The following is a 24,293-nucleotide window of genomic DNA, read 5'->3' as shown; positions in this document are numbered from 1 at the left end:
CGATAGTGGTATTCGGGGATTTTGGTTCGCCTCAGATCGCGGATCGTTCCCACGCGGAGCGTGGGAACGATCATTAGTGGTATTCAGGGAATCAGGCCGGGGACATTTCCTGTGCCAGTCCAAGAAATGCCGCCGGCAAGCGCGCATTCTTGCGCTCTTTGAGACAGTAGAGGTATTCCGGAATCTGCGGCGCATTCTCCAGGGTCAGCACCCGCAACTGCGGATCGTGCGGCACTTCCTGACGGGCAATGATGCTGATGCCGATATTGCGCAGCACCGCCTCGCGGATCGATTCGCGGCTGCCGATTTCCAGCAACGGGCCGAAACTGACCCCGGCGCTGGCCAGCAATTCTTCGGTGAGCCGCCGAGTGGTCGAACCCGGTTCGCGCATCAACAGGGTATGTCCGGCCAAGGCGCTCAGCGTCACGTGGTCGTGCGCCGCCAGCGGATGATTGCGATGCACCGCCAGCACCAGCGGATCGCTGCCGAGCACCCGGCGGATCAGCCGAGCATCATCGAGCAACTGGGAGGACGCCGCGACATCCACCCGATAATCCTCCAGCGCTTCGAGCACTTGCTGTGAATTGCCGATTTCCACCGACACTTCCACCTGCGGCAGGCGCTCGCGGAAGGTCTTCACCAGATCGAGGATGTAATACGGCGCGGTGGCAGCGATGCGCAGGGTGCCCTGCACCTGGCCGCTGTTGCGCAGGAAGAACTCGATATCCGCCTCCTGCTGCAACAGCGCCTTGACCATCGGCAACAGCCGCGCGCCTTCGTCGCTGACACTCAGGCGCCGGCCACCTCGATAGAACAGCTCCACCGAATACTGGCTTTCCAGGTTGCGGATCTGGGTGGTCACGGTCGGTTGACTAAGGCCGAGCTTTTTCGCCGCCAGGGTGATACTGCCCAGACGGGCCACCATGTAAAACGCTTTCAGCTCGGCACTCAGCACAACCGTCCCTCTTCCTCTATTTGCGCAACAGGCGCAAACCGTTGAACACCACCAGCAGGCTGACGCCCATGTCGGCGAACACCGCCATCCACATGGTGGCGAGCCCGGCGAAGGTTACCCCAAGAAAGATCGCTTTGATCACCAGCGCCAGTGCGATGTTCTGTTTCAGAATAGCGGCGGTATGGCGCGACAGGCTGATGAAGGCCGGAATCTTGCGCAGATCGTCGTCCATCAGGGCGACATCAGCGGTCTCGATGGCCGTATCGGTACCGGCCGCCGCCATCGCAAAACCGATCTCCGCCCGAGCCAGCGCCGGCGCATCGTTGATGCCGTCGCCGACCATGCCTACCCGACGGCCCTGCGCGTACAAGTCCTCGATGGCTTGCAGTTTGTCGCTCGGCAACAAGTCGCCCTTGGCCTGATCGATGCCGACCTGCGCCGCGATCGCCTGCGCGGTGTGGACGTTGTCGCCGGTGAGCATCAGGGTTTTCACGCCCAGATCATGCAACTGACGTATCGCCTCGCGGCTGGTTTCCTTGACCGTGTCAGCCACGGCGAACAGCGCCAGCGGGCCGGAGCGGTCGAGCAGCAACACCACGGACTTGCCCTGTTTCTCCAGCGCAAACAGTTTTTCTTCCAGTTGCGGCGAGCACAGGCCCAGCTCTTCGACCAATCGATGGTTGCCCAAGTGATAAGCCTGGCCGTTGACCTCGCCTTTTACGCCGCGTCCGGCCAGCGCTTCGAAGTTATCCACAGCCAGCGTCGCGAAACCTTTATCCACAGCCGCATTGGCGATGGCCAGCGAGACCGGGTGATCGGAACGCCCGGCCAGTGCGGCGGCAATCGCCGGGGCCGTGGCGTCGGCGGTCGGGTCGAGGGACAGGTAGTCGGTCTGCACCGGTTTGCCGTGGGTGATGGTGCCGGTCTTGTCGAGGGCCAGATAGTCGAGCTTGAAACCGCCCTCCAGGTACACGCCGCCCTTGACCAGAATGCCTTTGCGCGCCGCCGCCGCGAGGCCGCTGACGATGGTCACCGGGGTGGAAATCACCAATGCACACGGGCAAGCGACCACCAGCAGCACCAGCGCGCGATAGATCCAGTCGAACCACGCGGCGCCCATGAACAGCGGCGGGATGATCGCCACGGCCAGGGCCAGAACGAAGACCACCGGGGTGTAGATTTTCGAGAACTGATCGACGAAGCGCTGGGTCGGCGCCCGTGCACCTTGCGCCTGTTCCACGGCGTGGATGATCCGCGCCAGAGTGGAATTGTTCGCCGCTGCGGTCACGGTGTATTCCAGCGAACCGGCCTGGTTGATGGTGCCGGCGAACACTTTGTCGCCGACGGTTTTCTCCACCGGCAGGCTTTCTCCGGTAATCGGCGCCTGATCGATGGTCGAACTGCCGCTGACGACTTCACCGTCCAGGGCGATGCGCTCGCCCGGTTTTACCCGCACACGGGCGCCGAGATCGATGCTTTTCACATCCAGTTCGACCCAGTTGCCGTCAGCCTGCAACACAGTCGCCTGTTCTGGCGTCATCTGCATCAAACCACTGATGGCGTTGCGTGCGCGGTCCAGCGAGCGCGCTTCGATCAGCTCGGCCACGGTGAACAGGAACATCACCATCGCCGCTTCCGGCCACTGGCCGATCAACACCGCACCGGTCACGGCGATGCTCATCAGGGCGTTGATGTTGAGGTTGCGGTTCTTCAGGGCGATCCAGCCCTTCTTGTAGGTGGTGAGGCCGCCGCTGAGGATCGAGATCAACGCGATGATCGCCACCACCCAGGTCGGGGCGGCGCTGGTGAAGTGGATCACTTCGGCCGCGAGCGCACCGACGCCGGACAGCGCCAGCGGCCACCAGTGTTTTTTCACCGGGGCGACGGCCGGAGCATCAACGCCCGCCTCCAGCGGCTCGGCCTGCATCCCGAGGGATTTGATCGCGTCGATGATCGGCGAGGTGTCCGGCAGATTGTGAGTCACGCCGAGCACGCGGTTGATCAGGTTGAATTCCAGCTGCTGGATCCCGGCCAGTTTGCCGAGCTTGTTCTGGATCAGCGTCTGTTCCGTCGGGCAGTCCATTGCTTCGATGCGGAAACTGCTCACCCGGGCGTCGGCGCTTTTCGCCTCGCTCAGTCGAATCAGCGACGGGGCCGCGGCTTTTGATGCACAGCAGGCATCAGCGCCGTGGTTGTGTTTATGCACAGGCTGCAATGTGTGGCTGTGGTCGTGTTCCGCGTGGGATTTGTGGGTGTGCCGGGAATCGCTCATTGGTCGCGTCCATGAAGGTGCCTGTTGCCAAGTAAAGACCCTGTAGCCACTATAGGGTCAAGCACCCTTTTGGAGATTGCCGTCATGAAGATCGGAGAACTGGCGAAACAGACCGATTGCGCCGTGGAAACCATCCGCTACTACGAGCGCGAAAACCTGCTGCCGGAACCGGCCCGCAGCGATGGCAACTACCGCGTCTACACCCAGGCCCACGCCGAGCGCCTGACCTTCATCCGCAACTGCCGCACCCTCGACATGACCCTCGAAGAAATCCGCAGCCTGCTCGCCTTGCGCGACAGCCCGCAGGATCAGTGCGAAAGCGTGAATGCGCTGATCGATGAGCACATCCAGCACGTCAAGGCGCGGATCGACGGGTTGTTGGCGTTGCAGACGCAACTGCTCGACCTGCGCCAGCGTTGTGGCGAAGGGCCGGAAGCGGATCAGTGCGGGATATTGCAGCGGCTGGAAGTAAGTGGCGGGGTTGTGGCGACGGAGATCGAGCATTCCCATGTGGGCCGAAGCCACGGCCACTGACAACACCACAACATCGCTCGTTCCCACGCTCTGCGTGGGAATGAATCCCGTGACGCTCTGCGTCACTTTGGACGCAGAGCGTCCATGGCGGCATTCCCACGCGGAGCGTGGGAACGATCTGAACAAAACACTGAGGGAGCCATTTGGCTCCCTCAGCGTTTTGTCACTCGCGCATCAGACCGCCATCGGCGCAGTCATCGGCGCATGGTGCTCGTAGCCTTCCAGCGAAAAGTCGCTCGGCTCCACCCGTTCCAGCCATTCCGGTTGGTACACGCCTGTCTTGGCAAACTCCGGCACGCGATCCGAGATCTTCAGCTTCGGCATGGCAAACGGCTCGCGCTTGAGCTGTTCGTTGAGCATGTCCAGGTGGTTTTCGTAGACGTGGGCGTCGCCGATGAAATAGGTGAACCAGCGCGGCGTGTAGCCGGTCAGGCGACCGATCAGGCTCAGCAGCGCAGCGCCTTCGGTGAGGTTGAACGGCGTACCCAGACCCAGGTCGTTGGAGCGGATGTAGAGGGTCAGAGAGATCTCTTTGGTCTCGACGTTCGGGTGGAACTGGTACAGCAGATGGCACGGCGGCAGGGCCATTTCATCGAGCTGGGCGCAGTTCCAGCCGTGGAACAGGATGCGGCGGCTGCCCGGATCCTTGATGATCGTGTCGACGCACTGGCGCACCTGATCGATGGCTTTGTACAGCACCACGTAGGCCTGGCCGTCTTCTTCGCCCTGGGCAATCTGCTTGTAGCCGTTGCTCAGGGTTTGTTCGATGGCGGCGGTGTTGCTCAGCGGGATCTGCTTGTACGCCGGCCATTTGCGCCATTGCACACCGTAGATCTCGCCGAGGTCGTCTTCACCCTGGCGGAACGGGTTGGCCAGCCACTGGGCGTTTTCGTTGGCGTTCTGATCCCAGACCTTGCAGCCCAGCGCACGGAATCCGGCCGCGTTGTTCACCCCGCGCAGAAAGCCGCACATCTCGCCGATGGCCGATTTGAAGGCCATCTTGCGGGTGGTGATCGCCGGGAAACCTTCCTGCAGATCGAAGCGCAGCATCGCGCCCGGAAAGCTGATGGTGTTCACGCCGGTACGGTTGGCCTGTTTGGTGCCGTTGTTGATGACGTGCGACACCAGATCGAGATATTGCTTCATGAGTTACCTGTGTCCTTGAGCCCCGGCCAACTGCGCCGGGGTCCGAATATTTAAGCTGTCGGGGCAACCGGCGCCGACGGGGCACGACGGTAGGCCAGCCAGATCAGGAACAGCCCGCCGATGATCATCGGCACGCAGAGGATCTGACCCATGGTCAGCCAGTTCCAGGCCAGGTAGCCCAGTTGCGCGTCCGGTACGCGGACGAATTCGACAATGAAACGGAAGATGCCATAGAACAGCGCGAACATGCCCGATACCGCCATGGTCGGGCGCGGTTTGCGCGAGAACAGCCAGAGAATCAGGAACAGCGCCACGCCTTCGAGCGCGAACTGATACAGCTGCGACGGGTGACGCGGCAGTTGCGCCGGGTCGCTGAACGGCGGGAACACCATGGCCCACGGCACGTCGGTGGCCTTGCCCCACAGCTCGGCGTTGATGAAGTTGCCGATACGCCCGGCGCCCAGACCGATCGGCACCATCGGCGCAACGAAGTCCATCAGCTGGAAGAACGACTTGCCGTTACGCTTGCCGAACCACAGCGCCGCCAGCATCACGCCGATGAAACCGCCGTGGAACGACATGCCGCCCTTCCACACCTCGAAAATCAGCGTCGGGTTGGCGATGTAGGCGCTCAGATCGTAGAACAGCACATAGCCCAGTCGCCCGCCGACAATCACGCCCATCGACAGCCAGAACACCAGGTCGGAGAGTTTCTCCTTGGTCCAGGTCGGATCGAAACGGTTGAGCCGGCGCGACGCCAGCAGCCATGCGCCGCCAATGCCGACCAGGTACATCAGGCCGTACCAGTGGATTTTCAGCGGACCGATGGCCAGGGCCACCGGATCGATCTGCGGGTAAGGCAGCATTGCGAGTCCTCGTTAGCGTTCAAATCTTCAAAATTCCCGGGCGACGCTGCCACCTCAGGATTAAGCCAGGATTGTGGACCTGCTCAGAACAAAAAGCTCAGCCCCACGCAGAACAGCAAAGCGGCGAACAGCCGTTTCAGCAACTTCGGCGACAGCCTGTGTGCCAGCCGCGCGCCGAGACGGGCGAATACCATGCTGGTCAGGGCAATGCCGAGCAACGCCGGCAGATACACAAACCCGAGACTATGGGCCGGCAGCAATGGATCATGCCAGCCCAGAATCATGAAACTTATTGCACTTGCCACGGCGATCGGCAGCCCACAGGCCGACGAAGTCGCCACCGCCTGCTGCATCGGTACGCTGCGCCAGGTCAGGAACGGCACGGTCAGCGAGCCGCCGCCGATGCCGAAAATCGCCGAGGCCCAGCCGATCACACTGCCGGCCACGGTCAGGCCGAGTTTGCCGGGAACCGTCCGGCTGGCCCTGGGTTTGATGTCCAGCGCCAGCTGTGCCGCAATCACCAGGGCAAACACGCCGATGATCTTTTGCAGGTTGGGCCCGGAGATCGCCTCGGCGGTCAGCGCGCCGAAACCGGCACCGAGCAGGATACCGACGGTCATCCAGGCGAAAATCGACCAGCGTACCGCCCCGCGCCGATGATGTTCACGCACGGCATTGACCGAGGTAAAGATGATCGTCGCCAGCGATGTGCCGACGGCCAGGTGGGTCAGGATCGACGGATCGAAGCCCTGCAAGGTGAAACTGAACACCAGCACCGGAACGATGATGATCCCGCCGCCCACTCCGAACAGCCCCGCCAGTACGCCTGCGCAGGCACCCAGCGCCAGATAGAGCAGAAATTCCATGACTGCCTCCAGAGGCGCATCCCAAAACCGGAGCGGCATGGTAACGGATGGATACCCTTCGGCTCCACTGGCGATGGATGCACGGACGATGTCTGCGTAGAGTGGGCAAAAAACACACAAGGACCACCTTATGTGCCTGATCGTTTTCGCCTGGCGGCCGGGACATGCCCTGCCGCTGATCGTCGCGGCCAACCGTGACGAGTTCTACGCCCGGCCCAGCCTGCCGCTGGCCCAGTGGCCCGAATCGCCGCAGGTTTACGCCGGAAGGGATCTGGAAGCTGGCGGCACCTGGCTCGGCCTCGGCGAGAACGGGCGCTTCGCTGCACTGACCAACATCCGCGATCCGCATCAACCGCCGGCACGGCGCTCCCGGGGCGAACTGGTGGCGGGTTTTCTGACCGGCAACCTGTCGATCGATGACTACTTGTCCGACGTTGTCGCCCGTTCGCCGGAATATGCCGGGTTCAACCTGCTGCTGGGTAACGCCCACGAGCTGTGGCACTTCAACGCGCGGTCTTCGGAACCAGTGATGTTGCAACCGGGTATCTATGGGCTGTCAAACGCCGGACTGGATACGCCGTGGCCGAAACTGCTCAAGGCCAAGGCGGCATTGAGTGCGGTACTGGATGATCCGCAGCCCGAACAATTGCTGGCGCTGCTGGGCGATGCGCAGACGGCACCGTTCGCCGAGCTGCCGGATACCGGCGTGGGGCTGGCGACCGAGTCGTTGCTGTCGAGTGTGTTCATTGCCAGCCAGAGTTACGGGACCCGGGCAAGTACGGCGCTGATCGTGCAGGCGGACGGGACGCGGCGGATGGTGGAGCGCAGTTTCGGGCCGTATGGCGGGCATTTGGGGGAAGTGGAGATCAATCTCTGAAGATCGCAGCCCGAAGGCTGCGATCTTCTGTTCAGAGCGGTTTGACCGTCCGCGATAACCCGAGACTCTTCAACGCCAGTTGCAGCGAGCTGTGGATTACCTGCGGGTTGTCGATGGTCATCAGTTCCGCCAACAGATCCTTCGCCTTGCTCAGATTGAGCTGACGCAGCATCCACTTCACTTTCGGCAGGTTGGTGGCGTTCATCGACAGGCTGTCGAATCCCATTGCCATCAACAGCACGGCGGCTGCCGGATCACCGGCCATCTCGCCGCAGATGCTCACCGGCTTGCCTTCGGCATGGGCGTCGCGCACCACGATCTGCAAGGCTTGCAGCACCGCCGGGTGCAGGTAGTCATAGAGATCCGCCACCCGTGGGTTGTTGCGGTCCACGGCCAGCAGATACTGGGTCAGGTCGTTGGAGCCGACCGACAGGAAGTCCACCATCCGTGCCAGCTCTCTGGTCTGGTAGACCGCCGCCGGAATCTCGATCATCACGCCCACCGGCGGCATCGGCACATCGGTGCCTTCGTCGCGCACTTCGCCCCAGGCCCGGTGGATCAGGTGCAACGCTTCTTCGAGTTCGTGGATGCCGGAGATCATCGGCAACAGGATCCGCAGGTTGTTCAGGCCTTCGCTGGCCTTGAGCATGGCGCGGGTCTGCACCAAAAAGATTTCCGGGTGATCGAGGGTGACGCGAATCCCGCGCCAGCCAAGGAACGGGTTGTCTTCCTTGATCGGGAAGTACGACAGCGCCTTGTCACCGCCGATGTCCAGCGTACGCATGGTCACCGGCTGCGGGTGGAACGCGGCGAGCTGTTCGCGGTAGATCGCCAGCTGTTCCTTCTCGCTCGGGAAGCGCTGGTTGATCATGAACGGCACTTCGGTGCGGTACAGGCCGACGCCTTCGGCACCACGCTTCTGCGCCCGCGCCACGTCCGCCAGCAGACCGGTGTTGACCCACAGCGGCATGCGATGGCCATCGAGGGTCACGCACGGCAGGTCGCGCAGGGTGTCGAGCCCCAGCGCCAGCTGTTTCTCTTCTTCCACCACGTCGGCGAATTGCTTGATCAGCACTTCGCTCGGGTTGGTGTAGATTTCGCCCTTGATCCCGTCGACGATCATCGGGATGCCATCGACCTTGGCGTACGGCAAGTCGACTACACCCATCACCGTCGGAATACCCATGGCCCGGGCCAGGATCGCGACGTGAGAGTTACCCGAACCCAGTACCGAGACCAACCCCACCAGCTTGCCTTCCGGCACTTCACCGAGCTGGGTGGCGGTCAGTTCTTCACTGACCAGGATGGTGTTGTCGGGGAAAACCATGTTGGTCGTGCGGTCTTCCTGCAGGTAGGCCAGCAGACGGCGACCGAGGTCACGCACATCCGACGCCCGCTCACGCAGGTATTCATCGTCCATCAATTCGAAACGGTTGACGTGATCGGTAACCACCTGACGCAGCGCGCCCTGGGCCCACTGGCCCGTCTTGATCACGGTTTTGACTTCGTTACCGAGGGACGCGTCATCGAGCATCATCTGGTACACGTCGAACAACGCGCGCTCTTCGGGACGCAACTGGGTGGCCAGTTTGGTCGACAGGTTGCGCATGTCGGCGCGCACGCCTTCAAGCGCCTTCTTGAACAGTTTTATTTCGGCATCGATATCGTCGACAGATTTGTCTGGCACGACATCGAGGTCGGCCGGCGGCAGCATGACCACCGCCGTACCGACCGCCGCGCCCGGCGAACCCGGTACGCCGACGAACTTGGCTTCCTGGATGCCCTTGCCCTGCCGGCCCAGGCCACGGATCGACCCGGTGGCCTCGGCATGGGCGATCACGCCGGCCAGCTGCGCGCTCATGGTCACGAGGAAGGCTTCTTCACCTTCATCGAACTGGCGGCGTTCTTTCTGCTGGATGACCAACACGCCGACGACGCGGCGGTGGTGAATGATCGGCGCCCCGAGGAACGAGGCGTAGCGCTCCTCGCCCGTTTCGGCGAAGTAGCGGTAGCGCGGGTGATCCGCGGCGTTTTCGAGGTTCAGGGGTTCTTCACGCGTGCCGACCAGGCCGACCAGACCTTCGTTGGGTGCCATGCTGACCTTGCCGATCGAGCGCTTGTTCAAGCCCTCGGTGGCCATCAGGACGAAGCGGTTGGTCTCGGGGTCGAGCAGATAGACCGAGCAGACCTGGCTGCCCATGGCCTCTTTGACGCGCAATACAATAATCCCCAACGCCGCCTTGAGATCCTTGGCGGAGTTAACTTCCTGGACGATCTTGCGCAGCGTATTGAGCATGGCTCGGGGTCGAACTCCGTCGTCAGTCGCGCGCTAAAAGGCGCGGGGCAAGCTCTTTGAGAGCGCGGCGATACACTTCGCGCTTGAATGTCACCACCTGGCCCAACGGATACCAATAGCTGACCCAGCGCCAGCCATCGAACTCCGGTTTACCGGTCAAATCCATCCGCACCCGCTGCTCGTTGGAGATCAGGCGCAGGAGAAACCATTTCTGTTTCTGGCCGATGCACAGCGGCTGACTGTGGGTTCGCACTAGACGTTGCGGCAAACGATAGCGCAACCAGCCCCGGGTACAGGCGAGAATTTCAACATCTTCGCGTTCCAGGCCCACTTCTTCGTTCAGCTCGCGGTACAAGGCGTCTTCCGGCGTTTCCTCGGGATTGATTCCCCCTTGCGGAAACTGCCAGGCATCCTGATTGATACGGCGAGCCCATAGCACCTGGCCGGCGTCATTCGTCAGAATGATCCCGACATTAGGACGGAAACCATCGGGGTCGATCACGGCAACAACCTCGCAAACGCATGTCGCCGCATTGTTCCACAAAGATTGTGAAGGCGGCAACGAAGGTTCCGAGCTTATGTGCACTCTTGTGAAAAGACCGTATTCTTGTGGCCTTTTTACTGACTTTTCAGCGGGTAACTGCAATGCGCCTGGCTTTATTCGATCTGGACAACACCCTTCTCGGCGGCGACAGCGATCACGCCTGGGGCGACTATCTGTGCGAGCGCGGCTTCCTCGACCCGATCGCCTACAAGGCGCGCAACGACGAGTTCTATCAGGATTACCTGGCGGGCAAGCTGGATAACGCCGCCTACCTGAACTTCTGCCTGGAAATCCTCGGCCGCACCGAGATGGCCGTACTCGAACAATGGCACAGCGATTACATGCGCGACTGCATCGAACCCATCGTGCTGCCGAAGGCGCTGGAGTTGCTGAAAAAGCACCGCGACGCCGGCGACAAACTGGTGATCATCACCGCCACCAACCGCTTCGTCACCGCCCCGATTGCCGTGCGCCTGGGCGTCGAAACCCTGATCGCCACCGAGTGCGAGATGCAGGATGGCCGCTACACCGGGCGCAGCACCGATGTGCCGTGTTTCCGCGAAGGCAAGGTGACGCGCCTGAACCGCTGGCTGGAAGAGACCGGGCATACGCTGCAAGACAGCTATTTCTACAGCGACTCGATGAATGATCTGCCGCTGCTGGAACAGGTGGCGAATCCGGTGGCTGTTGATCCGGATCCGAATCTGCGGACCGAAGCCGAAAAGCGCGGCTGGCCAGTGATTTCGCTGCGCGACTGATGTCGTCATCGCTGGCAAGTCGAATCGTCGCACCGCAGCTCCCACAGAGTTATGCGTCGATCACATTATCGTGGTCTGGAGAAAATCCTGTGGGAGCGAGCTTGCTCGCGATTGGGGTGAACTCGGTCCAAAGTCCTAAATCGGCTTTGCGCCCATCAAACCGGCAATCGCCACAAAGCAGACAAAACCGAACAACGCCAGTGCAAGGCTGAACCTGCCGACACCACCCGGCGTCTTGCGCAGGCGGTTCAGGCGCACCAGCAGCCAGAACCACGCCAGCGCCGCCACGGTATACAGCACGCTGGAAGCCAGAATCCACGTCTGCCCCAGCGGCCAGCCCACCAGATGCACCATCCACCAGCCGGTGAACGGCATGCTCAGCAGCGCCAGCCCCATCAGCAACCAGAGGAATACCCGTGGTCGCTGCAGGGTGCGGCTGCCCGCGGTCGCATCACCCTTGCGCCGAGCGAGCAGCACCCAGATACCCAACCCCAGTGCACTCGCCAGCAAAACCACCGTTGCGACCACGTGTGCCGTTTTCAGGGCAGTCAGCGTTTCCATTGTCGAATTTCCTTATGGCCTGCCCATCAGCGTAGCCCGTCAGCCAAGAAACAGCTTATAGGCCGGATTGTCGCTTTCATCCCAGTACGGGTAGCCGATTTCCGCCAGCGCGGCGGGCACCAGATGCCGTTCCTCGTGCGGCACTTGCAGACCGGCAACCACACGGCCGTCCGCCGCACCGTGGTTGCGGTAGTGGAACATCGAGATGTTCCAGCGCCCGCCAAGCTTGTTGAGGAAGTTGAACAGCGCGCCCGGACGTTCCGGAAACTCGAAGCGCAGCACCACTTCATCGACCACCTGCGCCGCGCGTCCGCCGACCATGTGGCGGATGTGCAGCTTGGCCAGTTCGTTATCGGTCAGGTCGAGTACCGGGAAGCCCTGCTCGGTCAGGCTCGCCAGCAGTGCGCTGCGCGGATCGTTTTCCGGGTGGGTCTGCACGCCGACGAAGATGTGTGCTTCGCTGCCGGTGTTGTAGCGGTAGTTGAATTCGGTGATCTGGCGCTTGCCGATGGCTTCGCAGAACGCCTTGAAGCTGCCGGCCTGTTCCGGGATGGTCACGGCGATGATCGCTTCGCGGCCCTCACCCAGCTCGGCGCGCTCGGCGACGTGGCGCAGGCGGTCGAAGTTGACGTTGGCCCCGGAGTCGATGGCCACGAACGTCTTGCCGCTGACGCCACGCTGTTCGACGTACTTCTTGATCCCGGCCACGCCCAGGGCGCCGGCCGGTTCGGTGATCGAACGGGTGTCGTCGTAGATGTCCTTGATCGCCGCACAGATCTCGTCGGTGCTGACGGTGATCACTTCATCGACGTAATCCTTGCAGATATCGAAGGTGTGCTGGCCGATCTGCGCCACTGCCACACCATCGGCGAAGATGCCCACGGTCGGCAGCACCACGCGCTCGCCCGCCGCCAGCGCCGCTTGCAGGCAGTTGGAATCGTCAGGCTCGACGCCAATGACCTTGATGTCCGGGCGCAGGTATTTCACATACGCCGCAATGCCGGCGATCAGACCGCCGCCGCCCACCGGCACGAAGATCGCGTCCAGTGGCTGCGGGTGCTGGCGCAGGATTTCCATCGCCACGGTGCCCTGCCCGGCAATGGTGTGCGGATCGTCATACGGGTGGATGTAGACGTAGCCTTTTTCATCGACCAGTTTCAGCGAGTAGGCCAGGGCTTCCGGGAACGAATCGCCGTGCAGCACCACCTTGCCGCCACGGGAACGCACGCCTTCGACCTTGATCTCCGGAGTGGTCTTGGGCATCACGATGGTCGCCTTCACGCCCAGTACTTTCGCCGCCAGGGCCAGGCCCTGGGCATGGTTGCCCGCCGAGGCGGTGACGACGCCACGAGCACGCTCTTCGTCAGTCAGTTGAGTCAGCTTGTTGTAGGCGCCGCGAATCTTGAACGAGAACACCGGCTGCAAGTCTTCGCGCTTGAGCCAGATGTCATTGCCCAGCCGCTCGGAGAGCTGGCGAGCGTTCTGCAGCGGGGTTTCTACGGCAACGTCATAAACGCGCGAGGTGAGGATCTTCTTGACGTACTGTTCGAGCATCGGAAAGCATCACTGGCGATTGGGCGGGACCAACGAGTCTAACCCGGCTTTCGGCCGGACGACCACACGATTGCAGAGGTTTTAGCCCCGCTTGCGGCTATAATGCCGGCCTTTCCGTTCTTCCCTTGCCCGCTTCCGGAGCCCGCATGACCCAGGATCAACTCAAACAGGCCGTGGCCCAGGCCGCCGTCGACTTCATCCTTCCGAAACTCGACGACAAGAGCATCATCGGCGTCGGCACCGGCTCCACCGCCAACTGCTTCATCGACGCCCTGGCCCGGCACAAGAGCGCGTTCGATGGCGCCGTCGCCAGTTCCGAAGCCACTGCCGCACGCCTCAAGGGCCACGGGATTCCGGTGTACGAACTGAACACGGTCAGCGACCTTGAGTTCTACATCGACGGCGCCGACGAAAGCGACGCGCACCTGAACCTGATCAAGGGCGGCGGCGCAGCCCTGACCCGCGAGAAGATCGTCGCAGCCGTGGCCAAGACCTTCATCTGCATCGCCGACGGCAGCAAACTGGTGCCGGTGCTCGGTGCCTTCCCGCTGCCGGTCGAGGTGATCCCGATGGCCCGCAGCCACGTCGCCCGCCAACTGGTGAAACTGGGCGGCGACCCGGTCTACCGCGAAGGTGTGCTGACCGACAACGGCAATATCATTCTCGATGTGCACAACCTGCAGATCACCAACCCGGTGGAGCTGGAAGCGCAGATCAATGCGATCGTCGGCGTGGTCACCAACGGCCTGTTCGCGGCGCGCCCGGCGGATCTGTTGTTGCTGGGTACTTCCGAAGGTGTGAAAACGCTGAAGGCTGAATAAGCCGAAACTACCCACATCTTTGTGGGCAGATGAAAAAACCTGTGGGAGCTAGCTTGCTAGCGATAGCGGTGTGACAGTCGACATGTTTGGCGACTGCCCCTCCCTCATCGCGAGCAAGCTCGCTCCCACAGTGTTTTGGGGTTTTGGTTAGTTCTGCGCAGGCTTCTTGAAGACGTAGAACAGATTCGGCTCGCTCACCAGATACAACGTCCCGTCATCATCCATCGCGATACCTTCCGCCTGCGGCACGGTTTTCTTCAGCCCTTGCCGACCACCGCTCAACGACATCGTGCTCAATGGGCGCCCGTCCACATCCAGTTCCAGAATCAGCCGCGACTCGTCCGACAGCGCCAGCAGATGGCCGCTGCGCTCGTCGTATTGCAGACTCGACAGGTCGCGCACAAACATTCCGGCATCACGCTTGGGATTGTTGATCACGTGCACCGCATAGGATTTTTCCGGGTTGAAGTGGGGAAAACCATGCACTTCGTAGATCAGCATGGGATCGCGCTCCTTGGCCACGAACAGGCGCTTGCCCACCGAGTCGTAAGCCAGTCCTTCAAACCCTTTGTTGCCGCTCATGTGCACGCCCAACGTCATCTGCTCGGCATCCGCCGCATCGAGGAACGTCGTGTCCTGCTCCAGATGAATCTTGATCAGACGCTGCTGACGCTCGTCGCTGATGACGTAGGTATCGGCGCTGATAAACTCGACCGCCTCCGCATCGCCAAATCCGATCAACGCGACACGCCGCAGGATCCGGCCGTCCAGTGACAGTTCGATCAGCTCGGCGTTCTTGTTGGTGACGGTGAACAGAGTCTTGCGCACCGGATCGTAGGTCAGCGCCGAGACGTCATCGTTCAGCCCTTCGATGACCCGGCCCTCGATGGCCACGTGGTACTGATCCAGATTGATCGCTTCGATGCGATGGGGCTGCCAGTGACTTTGCAGGTTGAACCAGGCGCGCTCGAACAGGCGCAGGTATTGGCCTATCGCAATCAATGCGAGCAGGGCAATGACCGAAAGGATGATCAGAAATGGCTTGGGGCGGGCAAGTCGACGCATTCGGGCTGGGCTCGGATCAAAACAGGCGGATGAAATATCACGCCTGTCTGAATCGAAGCTTAAAGGCCCCTTGCCCCGGTCGACAACCTTGCAGCGGCGGGCAGGTTATTTCTGCTTTTCGAAGCGGTAGAACAGGTTCGGCTCGCTGACCATGTACAGCGTGCCCTGCTCGTCCATGGTCACGCCTTCGGCGCGGGGAATGGTTTTCTTCAGACCGTTGAAACCACCGAGCAGGGTCATGAAGCTGACTTGCTCGCCCTTCTCGTCCAGCTCCAGCAGCAGGTGCGAATCGGCGGACAGCACCAGGGTATGACCGGTGCGCGGATCGACGGCCAGCGCCGACAGATTGCGGATGTCCAGCTCGTCGTTCGGCAGCTTCTGCTTGTCACCGTTGAGGGTCTGGCTGCCGTCGCTTTTCCAGGTGAACAGTGCCGGTGGACGTTCTTCGCCCAGCAGCAACTGTTGATTGCGCGGATCCCACGCAATCGCTTCGAAGGCCTTGTTCTGGTCTTGCGACGGGCCGAGGTCGTATTTCGGGAAATCGTCGCGCTTAAGCTCGCGGGTAGCGGCGTCGACTTTCACGATGGATAACATGTGCTCACGCTCATCGACGATCGCCAGCAGGCCGTTGCCCAGCACCGTCACGCCTTCCGGGTTGCTCCAGCCCACCAGCGGCATCTTGCGCAGCACATCGCCCTGCAAGGTCAGCTCGACCAGGAACGGGTTCTTGCCCATCACCGAAAACAGGGTCTTGCTCTGCGAATCGTAGGACAGGTCCGAGGCCTCGTCCTTTTCCATGCCCGGCAGCAATTTGCCGTCGATCACCACCCGATAGTCCGGCAACCAGATGCTGGCCGTGCGTTCGGCCGGGCTCTCGAAGCGCTCGCGCAGCCAGAGCAGGCCCCGGTCATCCCAATGCATCGCGTGCGCCAGACCGTAAGCGGCAGCGACTGCCAGCAACAGCCAGTAATACCAGCGCAGGGCGAAACGTGAGCGACGAGCAGGATTGAGCTGAGTTTGAGATGGCATCGAAGGACGTGTTCCGAAAATTCAGGCTATGGGTAATAGCACAAAGAGGCCGGCTCAGACGCCAGAATGACCGGAATTATCCGGACAGGATGTGAAAAAAACGGCAAATGGCGGGATTGCCTTATGCCTTTGCGGGCGGCACAACATAAACAAATGTGGGAGCGAGCTTGCTCCGGGCGGCGATCCGACGAATGTGATAGATCAGTTAACGACGATGTCGACTGACCTGACGCATTCGCGAGCAAGCTCGCTCCCACAGTTTTTCTCAGAGTTGCAGTCAGCGCACGCTGCTGGTAAAGCGGCTGGCGCCCGGCAGTTCCAGCACGATCTCATCACCAACGTTCAGCGGCCCGACGCCCACCGGCGTGCCGGTCAGGATCACATCACCGGCCTGCAGCGAGAAGCAGCCGGCCATGTGCTGGATCATCGGCACGATCGGGTTGAGCATCGCGCTGCTGTTGCCGTCCTGGCGCACTTCGCCGTTGATGGTCAGGCGGATGCCGATGTCAGTGAGGTCAGGGAAGGTGCTGCCGACCACGAACGGAGCAATCACCGCCGCGCCATCGAACGACTTGGCGATTTCCCACGGCAGGCCCTTGGACTTGAGCTCGGCCTGCTTGTCGCGCAGGGTCAGGTCCAGCGCGGGGGCGAAACCGGAGATCGCGTCCAGCACCTCCTCACGGCTCGGTTTGGTCGACAAAGGCTTGCCGATCAATACCGCGATTTCCGCTTCGTAATGCACGGAGCCGCGCTCGGTCGGAATGCTGAAGCCGCCTTCCAGCGGCACCACGCAACTGCCCGGCTTGATGAACAGCAGCGGTTCGGTAGGGACCGGGTTATCCAGCTCCTTGGCGTGTTCGGCGTAGTTACGGCCGATGCACACGACTTTCCCCAGCGGAAAATGAATCCGCGTACCGTCGACATACTGGTGCTGATAGCTCATTACCGACTCCTGCCTTCATTGATTCATCAGGGATTGCAGATCAAACCGCGAAGATCTTGCCCGGGTTCATGATGCCGTTCGGGTCGAACACCGCCTTGACCGCTTTCATGTATTCGATTTCCACCGGCGAGCGGCTGTAGGTCAAGTAATCGCGCTTGGTCATGCCTACACCGTGTTCGGCGGAGATCGACCCGTTGTACTTCTCGACGGTTTCGAACACCCACTTGTTGACGGTGGCGCATTTGGCGAAAAACTCGTCCTTGCTCAGGTTATCCGGCTTGAGGATGTTCAGGTGCAGGTTGCCGTCGCCGATGTGGCCGAACCAGACGATTTCGAAATCCGGATAGTGTTTGCCGACGATCGCATCGATTTCCCGCAGGAACGCGGGGACTTTCGAGACAGTGACGGAGATATCGTTCTTGTACGGCGTCCAGTGGGAGATGGTTTCGGAGATGTACTCGCGCAGCTTCCACAGGTTCTGCAACTGGGTTTCGCTCTGGCTCATCACGCCGTCCAGCACCCAGCCCTGCTCCACGCAGTGTTCGAAGATTTCCAGGGCGCTGTTGGCCACCTCTTCGGTGGTCGCCTCGAATTCCAGCAAGGCGTAGAACGGACAGTCGGTCTCGAACGGCGCCGGGACATCGCCACGGCCCATGACCTTGGCCAGAGCCTTGTCGGAGAAGAACTCGAACGCGGTCAGATCGAGCTTGCCCTGAAAGGCGTGCAGCACCGGCATGATCGAGTCGAAATCGGCGGTGCCGAGGACCATCGCCGTGAGGTTTTTCGGTGCGCGATCCAGCCGCATGGTGGCTTCGACCACAAATCCAAGGGTGCCTTCGGCGCCGATGAACAGCTGGCGCAGGTCGTAACCTGTGGCGTTCTTGATCAGGTCCTTGTTCAGTTCCAGCACGTCGCCCTTGCCGGTAACTACTTTAATGCCCGCCACCCAGTTGCGGGTCATGCCGTAGCGAATGACCTTGATCCCGCCGGCATTGGTACCGATATTGCCGCCAATCTGGCTGGAACCGGCGGAAGCGAAATCAACCGGATAGTACAGGTGATGTTCTTCGGCAGCGTTCTGCAGTTGCTCGGTGACCACGCCCGGCTGGCACACGGCGGTACGGTCGGTGAGGTTGATGTCGAGAATCCGGTTCATATAGTCGAACGACACGACCACTTCGCCATGGGCGGCCACGGCAGCGGCGGAAAGCCCGGTGCGCCCGCCCGATGGCACCAGCGCCACTTTATGTTCGTTGGCCCAGCGGACGATGGCCTGCACTTGCTCGATGGTCTTGGGAAACACGATGGCGCTCGGCGCCGGGGCGAAATGCTTGGTCCAATCCTTGCCGTACGCGTTCAGGGAGTCGGCGTCGGTCAGGACCTTGCCGGGTTCGACCAGGGTCTTCAGTTCATCAATCAGGGCAGGATTGGTCATCGACAGAACTCTCGAACAATTCATGGTCATCCTGAGAACGCTTCACGTCGCAGGAATGAGTGATTAGCGGGGCGGCTATGCTAGCATACCGACCCCGCAGGCCAGTGCCCAAGGCCTGTTCTGCGGTGACGGCTTTCTTGTCGTCCAGGTCAATGTCTGTTGACCATTTCCTGCCATTTTTCTCCGGGATACAGGTTTACGCAGATGAGCAAGACTTCTCTCGATAAGAGCAAGATCAAGTTCCTTCTTCTCGAAGGCGTCCACCAATCGGCTGTCGACGTCCTCAAGGCGGCGGGCTACACCAGCATCGAATACCTGACTGGCTCCCTGCCGGAAGACCAGCTCAAGGAAAAGATCGCTGACGCTCACTTCATCGGCATTCGTTCGCGCACCCAACTGACCGAAGAGATCTTCGATCACGCGAAGAAGCTGGTGGCCGTCGGCTGTTTCTGCATCGGCACCAACCAGGTCGACCTGGAAGCGGCCCGCGAGCGCGGCATCGCCGTGTTCAACGCACCGTACTCCAACACCCGCTCCGTGGCCGAGCTGGTGCTGGCCGAAGCGATCCTGCTGCTGCGCGGCATCCCCGAGAAAAACGCTTCCTGCCACCGTGGCGGCTGGATCAAGTCCGCAGCCAACTCCTTCGAGATCCGTGGCAAGAAACTGGGCATCGTCGGCTACGGCTCGATCGGTACTCAGCTGTCGGTCCTGGCTGAAGGTCTGGGCATGCAGGTGTTCTTCTACGACACCGTGACCAAGCTGCCGCTGGGCAACGCGACCCAGGTCGGCAACCTGCACGAGCTGCTGGGCATGTCCGACATCGTCACCCTGCACGTTCCGGAAACCGCTGCGACCCAGTGGATGATCGGCGAGAAGGAAATCCGCGCCATCAAGAAGGGCGGCATCCTGATCAACGCGGCACGCGGCACCGTGGTCGAGCTGGAGCACCTGGCCGCCGCGATCAAGGACAAGCACCTGATCGGCGCCGCCATCGACGTGTTCCCGGTCGAGCCGCGTTCCAACGACGAAGAGTTCGAAAGCCCGCTGCGCGGCCTGGACAACGTGATCCTGACCCCGCATATCGGCGGCTCCACCGCTGAAGCGCAGGCCAACATCGGTCTGGAAGTGGCAGAGAAACTGGTCAAGTACAGCGACAACGGTACGTCGGTATCGTCGGTGAACTTCCCGGAAGTGGCACTGCCGGCTCACCCTGGCAAGCACCGCCTGCTGCACATCCACGAAAACATTCCAGGTGTGATGAGCGAGATCAACAAGGTCTTCGCCGAAAACGGCATCAACATCTCCGGTCAGTTCCTGCAGACCAACGAAAAGGTTGGCTACGTGGTGATCGACGTCGACGCCGAGTACTCGGAGCTGGCGCAAGAGAAGCTGCAACACGTCAACGGCACCATCCGTAGCCGTGTGTTGTTCTGATCCGGCGCTGAGCGAAAAAAAAAGGGAGCCTTCGGGCTCCCTTTTTCATGCACGCGAAAACGTCATTCGACGTTGACGGTGATCTTCTTCGACACGATCGGCGGATCGAACGCCATGTGACCGCTGTCACCCAGCTCCAGTTGCAGGGTGTGCTTGCCCGGCGCGAGTTTGATGTCGGCCTGGGTCTGGGCCTTGCCGAAGTGCATGTGGTTGGCGTCGGTCGGCACCACCGCGCCGGCCGGAACGATGTCCTTGGCGTCGATCAGCAGATGGTGGTGACCGGTGTTCGGTGTGACATCACCGGCCGGCGCGAGCGCGACATCCTTGGTACCGAACTTGACGGTGAAGGTCTGCGAAACCGTGGCACCGTCCTCGGGAGAAACGATGAACACCTCGGCACCTTTCGGCGCCGGCGTGGCCGCACTGGCCAGCACCGAAGCGCCCATCAGTAACCCGGCCAATACAGCACGTGACATGATTGTTTTCATTCTCTTCTCCAGTTTTTCCGTAAAATCCGTGCGGTCATGACAACTTCATGACCATTCGTTGTCGAAGGCACTCGACAACCATAGCAAAGCGAGCCTGACCAACAGGCCGCGACAATGATTTCAAAGGAGTGACCATGCGCCTTCTGCCTGGCCTGATCTGCCTGCTTCCCCTTTTGAGCCCTCTGGCTCACGCCGAACTGCTTGATGACGTCAACGACCGAGGCGAATTGCGCATCGCCCTTGAGGCTAATACACCGCCCTTCAATTTCAAGGATGACGACACCCTCACAGGGTTCGAGGTCGAGCTGGGGCAACAACTGGCCCGCGAACTGGATGTACGCGCCGATTTCATCGTCACCGACGAGGCCGATATGTTTCAGGGCGTCGAAAGCGGCAAGTACGACGTCGCGCTCAACCACATAGCACTGACCCCGGAACTCAAGGATCGTTTCGACGTGAGCGAGCCTTACACACAGGTCAATGCGCAGTTGCTGGCGAAAAAGGATGAGCAGCCCCGCCCGCTGGTGCTGATCCAGACCCTGACGGAAGAGAAGCCGAAGGTCGGCCCGCCGGTGAATCTGGCGATTCCGTTTCAGAAGGGCAACCCGGCGTTTCACGCGAGCCTTGAGAATGCGTTGCAGCGGATCAGGGCAGACGGGCGGCTGGAGGCGTTGTCGCAGAAGTGGTTGAGCGTGCAGGCCTCTGAAGACCTGAAGTGAACACAATTTCCATGTGGGAGCGAGCCTGCTCGCGAAAGCGACCTGTCAGCCACCAATACCGATACTGACAAAGTGCAATCGCGAGCAGGCTCGCTCCCACAGTGTTTTCTGGCGTGTAATTAATTGAGTTGTGTCAGGGCATGTGCAGCCTGCGGCAGTTCGAGTTCGCTGAAGACTTGCACCCCATGGCGCTTCAGCAATGCGGCAGTCACCCCTTCGCCACGCACCTTCACGCCACTGAACGTCCCGTCATAGGTCAACAGGTTCCCGCAGGAAGGACTGTTGGCCTTGAGCACCGCCACGCGAATTCCGTGTTTTCGCACCAGCTCCAATGCCTGCCGGGCGCCATCGAGAAACTGTGCACTGACGTCCTCGCCTTCAGTGGTGATCACCGCCGCAAGGCCATCGAGCACTTCACCGCCCTGCCCGCCCGGGATCTCCGCCGCCGCCCGGGGTGTCGGCAAACCGCCGGCCACTTCCGGGCACAGCGGTACGACGCGACCTTCGGCGATCCACTGTTCCAGCAGGTCGAACGGCCCGCTGGCGCCACCGTCGTAACGCACGCGGTGACCCAGCAGGCAGCGGCTCACGAGGATCCTGTGCATCTCAGAACGGCTCGTTGCCACGACGACGGAACCAGCCGGTCAGCGACAACCGCTCACGGCTGGCCGGCAATACTTCGTGAGGCACTTCGCCGGAAAGAAACACCACCAGGCAGCCACCGGTGGGTTGCACGTCATGGACCCGATCACCTTCCAGATACATGCGCAACTGCCCGCCATCCTCCGGCAGCCAGCCGTCGTTGAGGTAGATCACTGCCGAGACCATGCGCCGGTCATCGTCGCGAAAACGGTCGACATGCTTGCGGTAAAACGCACCCGGCGGGTACAGGGCGAAATGGCATTCGAAGTCTTCCAGACCGAGGAACAGTCCTCGATTGAGGGCCTCGCGCAGGCTGTTCATCAGGTTCAGATAACGGTCACTGGCCTCGGCCTGACCCGGATCGATCCATTGGATATGGTCGCCACGAATGCCCTCGCGGACCTCCGTAAACGGCCCGCGCCCGACGCCCGCCGGCGCCAGTTCACCTTCGGCCTCGCGTTTGCGGCACTCGGCGGCCAGCGCGCGGGTCAGATCCGCAGGCAGGAAAATGTTCTGCTGCGACCAGCCACGCTCGGCCAGGTCGTCGACGATACGTAACAGCAGCGGGTGTTCAGAGGATATTTGCATGGCGCGCATAGTATGCCTGCGGCAAGAATTCCGACAGAGCCACGCGGCGGCTTGATACGAATTCTCGACAAGTACCGGCACCGCACGGAGAATAGTCCGCTGCCGACAGGAGTCCCTATGCGCCGTTTGCTTTTTTCACTGTTGATGTTCTGCGTTTTGCCCGCCTGGGCAGACGGCCACGACCAGTTGTACAAGGTCGCCGGCTGGCCGGACCAACGCGCGCATTTCAATGACGCCCTGAGCGCCGCGCAACAGCGTTACCAGAGCAGCCTGCCGCCGGCGGTGTTTCAGGCGCTGGTGAACAACAGCAACCAGCGCTTCGCCCCTCAGGCCGTGGACCAGCGCGCCGAGGCGCAACTGCGCAGAAACCTCGCCGATCCGAAGCCGGCCCTCGCATTTTTCCAGTCGCCGCTGGGCAAGAAGATCGTCGCCGCCGAACTGCTGGCGACCCGTCGCGATCAATTGGCGAAAAACGCCAGGGGTCTGCCGAAGATGCAGGCCAGCGACAGCCGCCTGCTGATCATCGGCCATCTCGCCCAGGCCCTGCCCGCCCGCGAGGCTGGCGCCGAAGTCAGCCTGGCGATTGCCGGCGTGGCGGCAGACAGCCTGAGTTCGATGATCCCCGGCCTGCTCGGCGGCGGTCAGGCCCAGGGGATGCTGAACAGTCAACGTCAGCGCCTGATGGATCAGATCGGTGCCGACCTGAACAACACGCTGCTGTATGTCTATCGCGACCTGACGGACGAAGAGCTGGAAGAGTTCGCGACCTTTGCCGAATCCACCGAAGGCAAAGCCTACTATCAGGCGGCGCTGGCAGCGATTCGCGCCGGGCTGGCCGTCGGCCAGAGCACCTCGAACCCAAGCCAGTGATCTAGGAATTGCGGCCCTTGATCCGCTTGCTCAAGAACTCGAAATACTCCTCGCGCATCGGTGCCGTTTCATTGGCCAGGTGATGCCGCGCATCGGCCATCAGCAGAATCTGCGGCCGGTCGAACTTCCACTTCATCACTTGCAGGTTGTGTTGCCAGTCCACGGTCATGTCCGCCTGGCCCTGAACGATCAGGGGCCGACGCGGGCTCTTCTTCGCGTATTCCACCCGTTTGATCCAGCGTGACAACGCCCCGACCCACGCCGTCGGCAAACGCTTGGGCTGTAGCGGGTCCGCTTGCAGGAACGGCAGGAAATCCGGGTCGTTGGAGTTCTCGCTGAAACGCCGGGCGATGCCCCGCACGAAAGGCCGCAGCAGGTAATAACTGAACTGCGACCAGCCCCAGGCCCGTGGCCGCACCAGCGGTGCCAGCAAAATCAGCTGGCCCTGGGCCGGGCTGTTCTCACCGTGATTGAGCACATGGTCGACAATGATCGCCCCGCCGGTACTTTGCCCGCACAGGTGCCACGGCTGCGGCAGGGCAATCGAGCGAGCCTCGGCGAACAGGCCTTGCAGCGCATCCTGATACTCGGAGAAATCGCGGATGCTCGCCCGTGGCCCGCTCGACAGACCATGCCCGGGCAAGTCACAGGCAATCACCGCAAACCCCAGATCCAGCGCCCACTCGATCACATGCCGATAGAGGCCGGTGTGATCGTAAAAACCGTGCACCAGAAACAGCGTGGCCCTGGCCGTTTCCGCCGGCCACCAGCAATGGCTGACCAGTTCATAACCATCGACGTCGAACCGGCCCATGCCGCGCCAGACATCGCGCTCCGGGAAGTCGGTCTTGTAGAACCGCTGATACGCTTTCGCCTCCTCGGACAACGGCTGCCACTCGGCCAACGGCTTGAGGCTCGCGCGCAGATGATCGGGATCGAAAGCAACAGACATGGGCAATTCCAGAACGGTAAACAGACTTTATCGGCCTGCGATATTCATCTGTAGAAGCAAGCATGGCAAGCTTGGGGG

General features: G+C 61.5%; 24 protein-coding genes. 7 read left to right on the top strand and 17 right to left on the bottom strand.

What is annotated here, in order from left to right; genetic code table 11:
• Nucleotides 1-91: 91 nt before the first annotated feature.
• Nucleotides 92-955, bottom strand: a complete 864-nt coding sequence (locus BBF94_RS10140; RefSeq protein ID WP_064600177.1) for a LysR family transcriptional regulator — start codon at nucleotides 953-955, stop codon at nucleotides 92-94.
• A 16-nt stretch (nucleotides 956-971) separates the two neighbouring features.
• The gene (locus BBF94_RS10135; protein WP_065258905.1) at nucleotides 972-3,227 is read right to left on the bottom strand and encodes a heavy metal translocating P-type ATPase; all 2,256 of its coding nucleotides are present in this window, start codon (nucleotides 3,225-3,227) and stop codon (nucleotides 972-974) included.
• An 84-nt stretch (nucleotides 3,228-3,311) separates the two neighbouring features.
• Here BBF94_RS10135 and cadR point away from each other — a divergent pair, with 84 nt between their 5' ends.
• The gene (gene cadR, locus BBF94_RS10130; RefSeq protein ID WP_065258904.1) at nucleotides 3,312-3,761 is read left to right on the top strand and encodes a Cd(II)/Pb(II)-responsive transcriptional regulator; all 450 of its coding nucleotides are present in this window, start codon (nucleotides 3,312-3,314) and stop codon (nucleotides 3,759-3,761) included.
• Between the two features lie 174 nt (nucleotides 3,762-3,935).
• On the opposite strand, the gene BBF94_RS10125 is transcribed toward cadR, so the two are convergent.
• From BBF94_RS10125 to BBF94_RS10115, 3 genes are all read right to left on the bottom strand, one after another.
• A complete protein-coding gene (locus BBF94_RS10125; protein WP_065258903.1) occupies nucleotides 3,936-4,907 on the bottom strand; it encodes a thymidylate synthase in 972 nt (323 codons plus the stop codon).
• Nucleotides 4,908-4,957: 50 nt separating this feature from the next.
• Nucleotides 4,958-5,773: a prolipoprotein diacylglyceryl transferase gene (lgt, locus tag BBF94_RS10120; RefSeq protein WP_065258902.1), complete on the bottom strand. Its 816-nt coding sequence runs from the start codon at nucleotides 5,771-5,773 to the stop codon at nucleotides 4,958-4,960.
• A gap of 83 nt (nucleotides 5,774-5,856) precedes the next feature.
• Nucleotides 5,857-6,639: a sulfite exporter TauE/SafE family protein gene (locus BBF94_RS10115; RefSeq protein ID WP_065258901.1), complete on the bottom strand. Its 783-nt coding sequence runs from the start codon at nucleotides 6,637-6,639 to the stop codon at nucleotides 5,857-5,859.
• Between the two features lie 130 nt (nucleotides 6,640-6,769).
• Here BBF94_RS10115 and BBF94_RS10110 point away from each other — a divergent pair, with 130 nt between their 5' ends.
• Nucleotides 6,770-7,516, top strand: coding sequence for an NRDE family protein (locus tag BBF94_RS10110; RefSeq protein WP_065258900.1), 747 nt, complete (start codon nucleotides 6,770-6,772; stop codon nucleotides 7,514-7,516).
• A gap of 31 nt (nucleotides 7,517-7,547) precedes the next feature.
• Here BBF94_RS10110 and ptsP read toward each other — a convergent pair whose 3' ends face one another.
• Nucleotides 7,548-9,812: a phosphoenolpyruvate--protein phosphotransferase gene (gene ptsP / locus BBF94_RS10105; RefSeq protein ID WP_065258899.1), complete on the bottom strand. Its 2,265-nt coding sequence runs from the start codon at nucleotides 9,810-9,812 to the stop codon at nucleotides 7,548-7,550.
• Between the two features lie 22 nt (nucleotides 9,813-9,834).
• Nucleotides 9,835-10,314, bottom strand: coding sequence for an RNA pyrophosphohydrolase (locus BBF94_RS10100; protein WP_003229203.1), 480 nt, complete (start codon nucleotides 10,312-10,314; stop codon nucleotides 9,835-9,837).
• 143 nt (nucleotides 10,315-10,457) lie between these two features.
• Here BBF94_RS10100 and BBF94_RS10095 point away from each other — a divergent pair, with 143 nt between their 5' ends.
• On the top strand, nucleotides 10,458-11,114 hold the full coding sequence (locus tag BBF94_RS10095) for a histidinol-phosphatase (protein WP_065258898.1): 657 nt from the start codon (nucleotides 10,458-10,460) through the stop codon (nucleotides 11,112-11,114).
• A 135-nt stretch (nucleotides 11,115-11,249) separates the two neighbouring features.
• On the opposite strand, the gene BBF94_RS10090 is transcribed toward BBF94_RS10095, so the two are convergent.
• A complete protein-coding gene (locus tag BBF94_RS10090) occupies nucleotides 11,250-11,675 on the bottom strand; it encodes a DUF2269 domain-containing protein (protein WP_065258897.1) in 426 nt (141 codons plus the stop codon).
• 39 nt (nucleotides 11,676-11,714) lie between these two features.
• Nucleotides 11,715-13,229 carry a threonine ammonia-lyase, biosynthetic gene (ilvA, locus tag BBF94_RS10085; protein WP_065258896.1) on the bottom strand — a complete coding sequence of 505 codons (1,515 nt, stop codon included), beginning with the start codon at nucleotides 13,227-13,229 and terminating at the stop codon, nucleotides 11,715-11,717.
• A 146-nt stretch (nucleotides 13,230-13,375) separates the two neighbouring features.
• Between ilvA and rpiA the strand changes: the two genes are divergently transcribed.
• Nucleotides 13,376-14,050, top strand: coding sequence for a ribose-5-phosphate isomerase RpiA (gene rpiA / locus BBF94_RS10080; RefSeq protein ID WP_065258895.1), 675 nt, complete (start codon nucleotides 13,376-13,378; stop codon nucleotides 14,048-14,050).
• Nucleotides 14,051-14,197: 147 nt separating this feature from the next.
• Here rpiA and BBF94_RS10075 read toward each other — a convergent pair whose 3' ends face one another.
• The 4 genes from BBF94_RS10075 to BBF94_RS10060 form a co-directional block, all read right to left on the bottom strand.
• Nucleotides 14,198-15,115 (bottom strand): SdiA-regulated domain-containing protein, encoded by a 918-nt coding sequence (locus BBF94_RS10075; protein WP_065258894.1) that lies wholly within the window; start codon nucleotides 15,113-15,115, stop codon nucleotides 14,198-14,200.
• 105 nt (nucleotides 15,116-15,220) lie between these two features.
• On the bottom strand, nucleotides 15,221-16,144 hold the full coding sequence (locus BBF94_RS10070; protein WP_065258893.1) for an SdiA-regulated domain-containing protein: 924 nt from the start codon (nucleotides 16,142-16,144) through the stop codon (nucleotides 15,221-15,223).
• Between the two features lie 277 nt (nucleotides 16,145-16,421).
• Nucleotides 16,422-17,087, bottom strand: coding sequence for a fumarylacetoacetate hydrolase family protein (locus tag BBF94_RS10065; protein WP_065258892.1), 666 nt, complete (start codon nucleotides 17,085-17,087; stop codon nucleotides 16,422-16,424).
• Between the two features lie 40 nt (nucleotides 17,088-17,127).
• Entirely contained in the window at nucleotides 17,128-18,522 is a 1,395-nt protein-coding gene (locus BBF94_RS10060) for an FAD-binding oxidoreductase (RefSeq protein WP_065258891.1), read from the bottom strand.
• 204 nt (nucleotides 18,523-18,726) lie between these two features.
• Between BBF94_RS10060 and serA the strand changes: the two genes are divergently transcribed.
• Nucleotides 18,727-19,956, top strand: coding sequence for a phosphoglycerate dehydrogenase (serA, locus tag BBF94_RS10055; RefSeq protein ID WP_065258890.1), 1,230 nt, complete (start codon nucleotides 18,727-18,729; stop codon nucleotides 19,954-19,956).
• Nucleotides 19,957-20,018: 62 nt separating this feature from the next.
• On the opposite strand, the gene BBF94_RS10050 is transcribed toward serA, so the two are convergent.
• The gene (locus BBF94_RS10050) at nucleotides 20,019-20,444 is read right to left on the bottom strand and encodes a DUF4399 domain-containing protein (protein ID WP_065258889.1); all 426 of its coding nucleotides are present in this window, start codon (nucleotides 20,442-20,444) and stop codon (nucleotides 20,019-20,021) included.
• Between the two features lie 134 nt (nucleotides 20,445-20,578).
• Here BBF94_RS10050 and BBF94_RS10045 point away from each other — a divergent pair, with 134 nt between their 5' ends.
• Entirely contained in the window at nucleotides 20,579-21,163 is a 585-nt protein-coding gene (locus BBF94_RS10045; protein WP_065258888.1) for a transporter substrate-binding domain-containing protein, read from the top strand.
• A gap of 119 nt (nucleotides 21,164-21,282) precedes the next feature.
• On the opposite strand, the gene BBF94_RS10040 is transcribed toward BBF94_RS10045, so the two are convergent.
• Both BBF94_RS10040 and BBF94_RS10035 read right to left on the bottom strand, forming a co-directional pair.
• Complete coding sequence (locus tag BBF94_RS10040; protein WP_065258887.1) at nucleotides 21,283-21,768, bottom strand: DUF523 domain-containing protein; 486 nt, start codon at nucleotides 21,766-21,768, stop codon at nucleotides 21,283-21,285.
• A 1-nt stretch (nucleotide 21,769) separates the two neighbouring features.
• The gene (locus BBF94_RS10035) at nucleotides 21,770-22,402 is read right to left on the bottom strand and encodes a 2OG-Fe(II) oxygenase (protein ID WP_065258886.1); all 633 of its coding nucleotides are present in this window, start codon (nucleotides 22,400-22,402) and stop codon (nucleotides 21,770-21,772) included.
• A 108-nt stretch (nucleotides 22,403-22,510) separates the two neighbouring features.
• Here BBF94_RS10035 and BBF94_RS10030 point away from each other — a divergent pair, with 108 nt between their 5' ends.
• The gene (locus tag BBF94_RS10030; RefSeq protein ID WP_065258885.1) at nucleotides 22,511-23,263 is read left to right on the top strand and encodes a DUF2059 domain-containing protein; all 753 of its coding nucleotides are present in this window, start codon (nucleotides 22,511-22,513) and stop codon (nucleotides 23,261-23,263) included.
• A gap of 1 nt (nucleotide 23,264) precedes the next feature.
• Here BBF94_RS10030 and BBF94_RS10025 read toward each other — a convergent pair whose 3' ends face one another.
• Nucleotides 23,265-24,215: an alpha/beta hydrolase gene (locus BBF94_RS10025; RefSeq protein ID WP_065258884.1), complete on the bottom strand. Its 951-nt coding sequence runs from the start codon at nucleotides 24,213-24,215 to the stop codon at nucleotides 23,265-23,267.
• Nucleotides 24,216-24,293: the final 78 nt, after the last annotated feature.

The organism is Pseudomonas bananamidigenes, from assembly GCF_001679645.1.
GTDB lineage: Bacteria > Pseudomonadota > Gammaproteobacteria > Pseudomonadales > Pseudomonadaceae > Aquipseudomonas > Aquipseudomonas bananamidigenes.
Note: the sequence above shows the minus strand (reverse complement) of the source record. Positions and strands in the feature narration are given on the sequence as shown.

What these genes read in the sequence shown, in the direction of transcription:
- BBF94_RS10110 (WP_065258900.1), top strand. Translation starts at nt 6,770, where the DNA reads ATGTGCCTGATCGTTTTCGCCTGGCGGCCGGGACATGCCCTGCCGCTG.
- BBF94_RS10065 (WP_065258892.1), bottom strand. Translation starts at nt 17,087, where the DNA reads ATGAGCTATCAGCACCAGTATGTCGACGGTACGCGGATTCATTTTCCG.
- BBF94_RS10030 (WP_065258885.1), top strand. Translation starts at nt 22,511, where the DNA reads ATGCGCCGTTTGCTTTTTTCACTGTTGATGTTCTGCGTTTTGCCCGCC.
- BBF94_RS10045 (WP_065258888.1), top strand. Translation starts at nt 20,579, where the DNA reads ATGCGCCTTCTGCCTGGCCTGATCTGCCTGCTTCCCCTTTTGAGCCCT.
- cadR (WP_065258904.1), top strand. Translation starts at nt 3,312, where the DNA reads ATGAAGATCGGAGAACTGGCGAAACAGACCGATTGCGCCGTGGAAACC.
- BBF94_RS10070 (WP_065258893.1), bottom strand. Translation starts at nt 16,144, where the DNA reads ATGCCATCTCAAACTCAGCTCAATCCTGCTCGTCGCTCACGTTTCGCC.
- BBF94_RS10095 (WP_065258898.1), top strand. Translation starts at nt 10,458, where the DNA reads ATGCGCCTGGCTTTATTCGATCTGGACAACACCCTTCTCGGCGGCGAC.
- lgt (WP_065258902.1), bottom strand. Translation starts at nt 5,773, where the DNA reads ATGCTGCCTTACCCGCAGATCGATCCGGTGGCCCTGGCCATCGGTCCG.
- BBF94_RS10135 (WP_065258905.1), bottom strand. Translation starts at nt 3,227, where the DNA reads ATGAGCGATTCCCGGCACACCCACAAATCCCACGCGGAACACGACCAC.
- BBF94_RS10035 (WP_065258886.1), bottom strand. Translation starts at nt 22,402, where the DNA reads ATGCGCGCCATGCAAATATCCTCTGAACACCCGCTGCTGTTACGTATC.
- BBF94_RS10025 (WP_065258884.1), bottom strand. Translation starts at nt 24,215, where the DNA reads ATGTCTGTTGCTTTCGATCCCGATCATCTGCGCGCGAGCCTCAAGCCG.
- BBF94_RS10125 (WP_065258903.1), bottom strand. Translation starts at nt 4,907, where the DNA reads ATGAAGCAATATCTCGATCTGGTGTCGCACGTCATCAACAACGGCACC.
- BBF94_RS10075 (WP_065258894.1), bottom strand. Translation starts at nt 15,115, where the DNA reads ATGCGTCGACTTGCCCGCCCCAAGCCATTTCTGATCATCCTTTCGGTC.
- BBF94_RS10040 (WP_065258887.1), bottom strand. Translation starts at nt 21,768, where the DNA reads ATGCACAGGATCCTCGTGAGCCGCTGCCTGCTGGGTCACCGCGTGCGT.
- BBF94_RS10115 (WP_065258901.1), bottom strand. Translation starts at nt 6,639, where the DNA reads ATGGAATTTCTGCTCTATCTGGCGCTGGGTGCCTGCGCAGGCGTACTG.
- BBF94_RS10050 (WP_065258889.1), bottom strand. Translation starts at nt 20,444, where the DNA reads ATGAAAACAATCATGTCACGTGCTGTATTGGCCGGGTTACTGATGGGC.
- ilvA (WP_065258896.1), bottom strand. Translation starts at nt 13,229, where the DNA reads ATGCTCGAACAGTACGTCAAGAAGATCCTCACCTCGCGCGTTTATGAC.
- BBF94_RS10090 (WP_065258897.1), bottom strand. Translation starts at nt 11,675, where the DNA reads ATGGAAACGCTGACTGCCCTGAAAACGGCACACGTGGTCGCAACGGTG.
- rpiA (WP_065258895.1), top strand. Translation starts at nt 13,376, where the DNA reads ATGACCCAGGATCAACTCAAACAGGCCGTGGCCCAGGCCGCCGTCGAC.
- BBF94_RS10060 (WP_065258891.1), bottom strand. Translation starts at nt 18,522, where the DNA reads ATGACCAATCCTGCCCTGATTGATGAACTGAAGACCCTGGTCGAACCC.
- serA (WP_065258890.1), top strand. Translation starts at nt 18,727, where the DNA reads ATGAGCAAGACTTCTCTCGATAAGAGCAAGATCAAGTTCCTTCTTCTC.
- ptsP (WP_065258899.1), bottom strand. Translation starts at nt 9,812, where the DNA reads ATGCTCAATACGCTGCGCAAGATCGTCCAGGAAGTTAACTCCGCCAAG.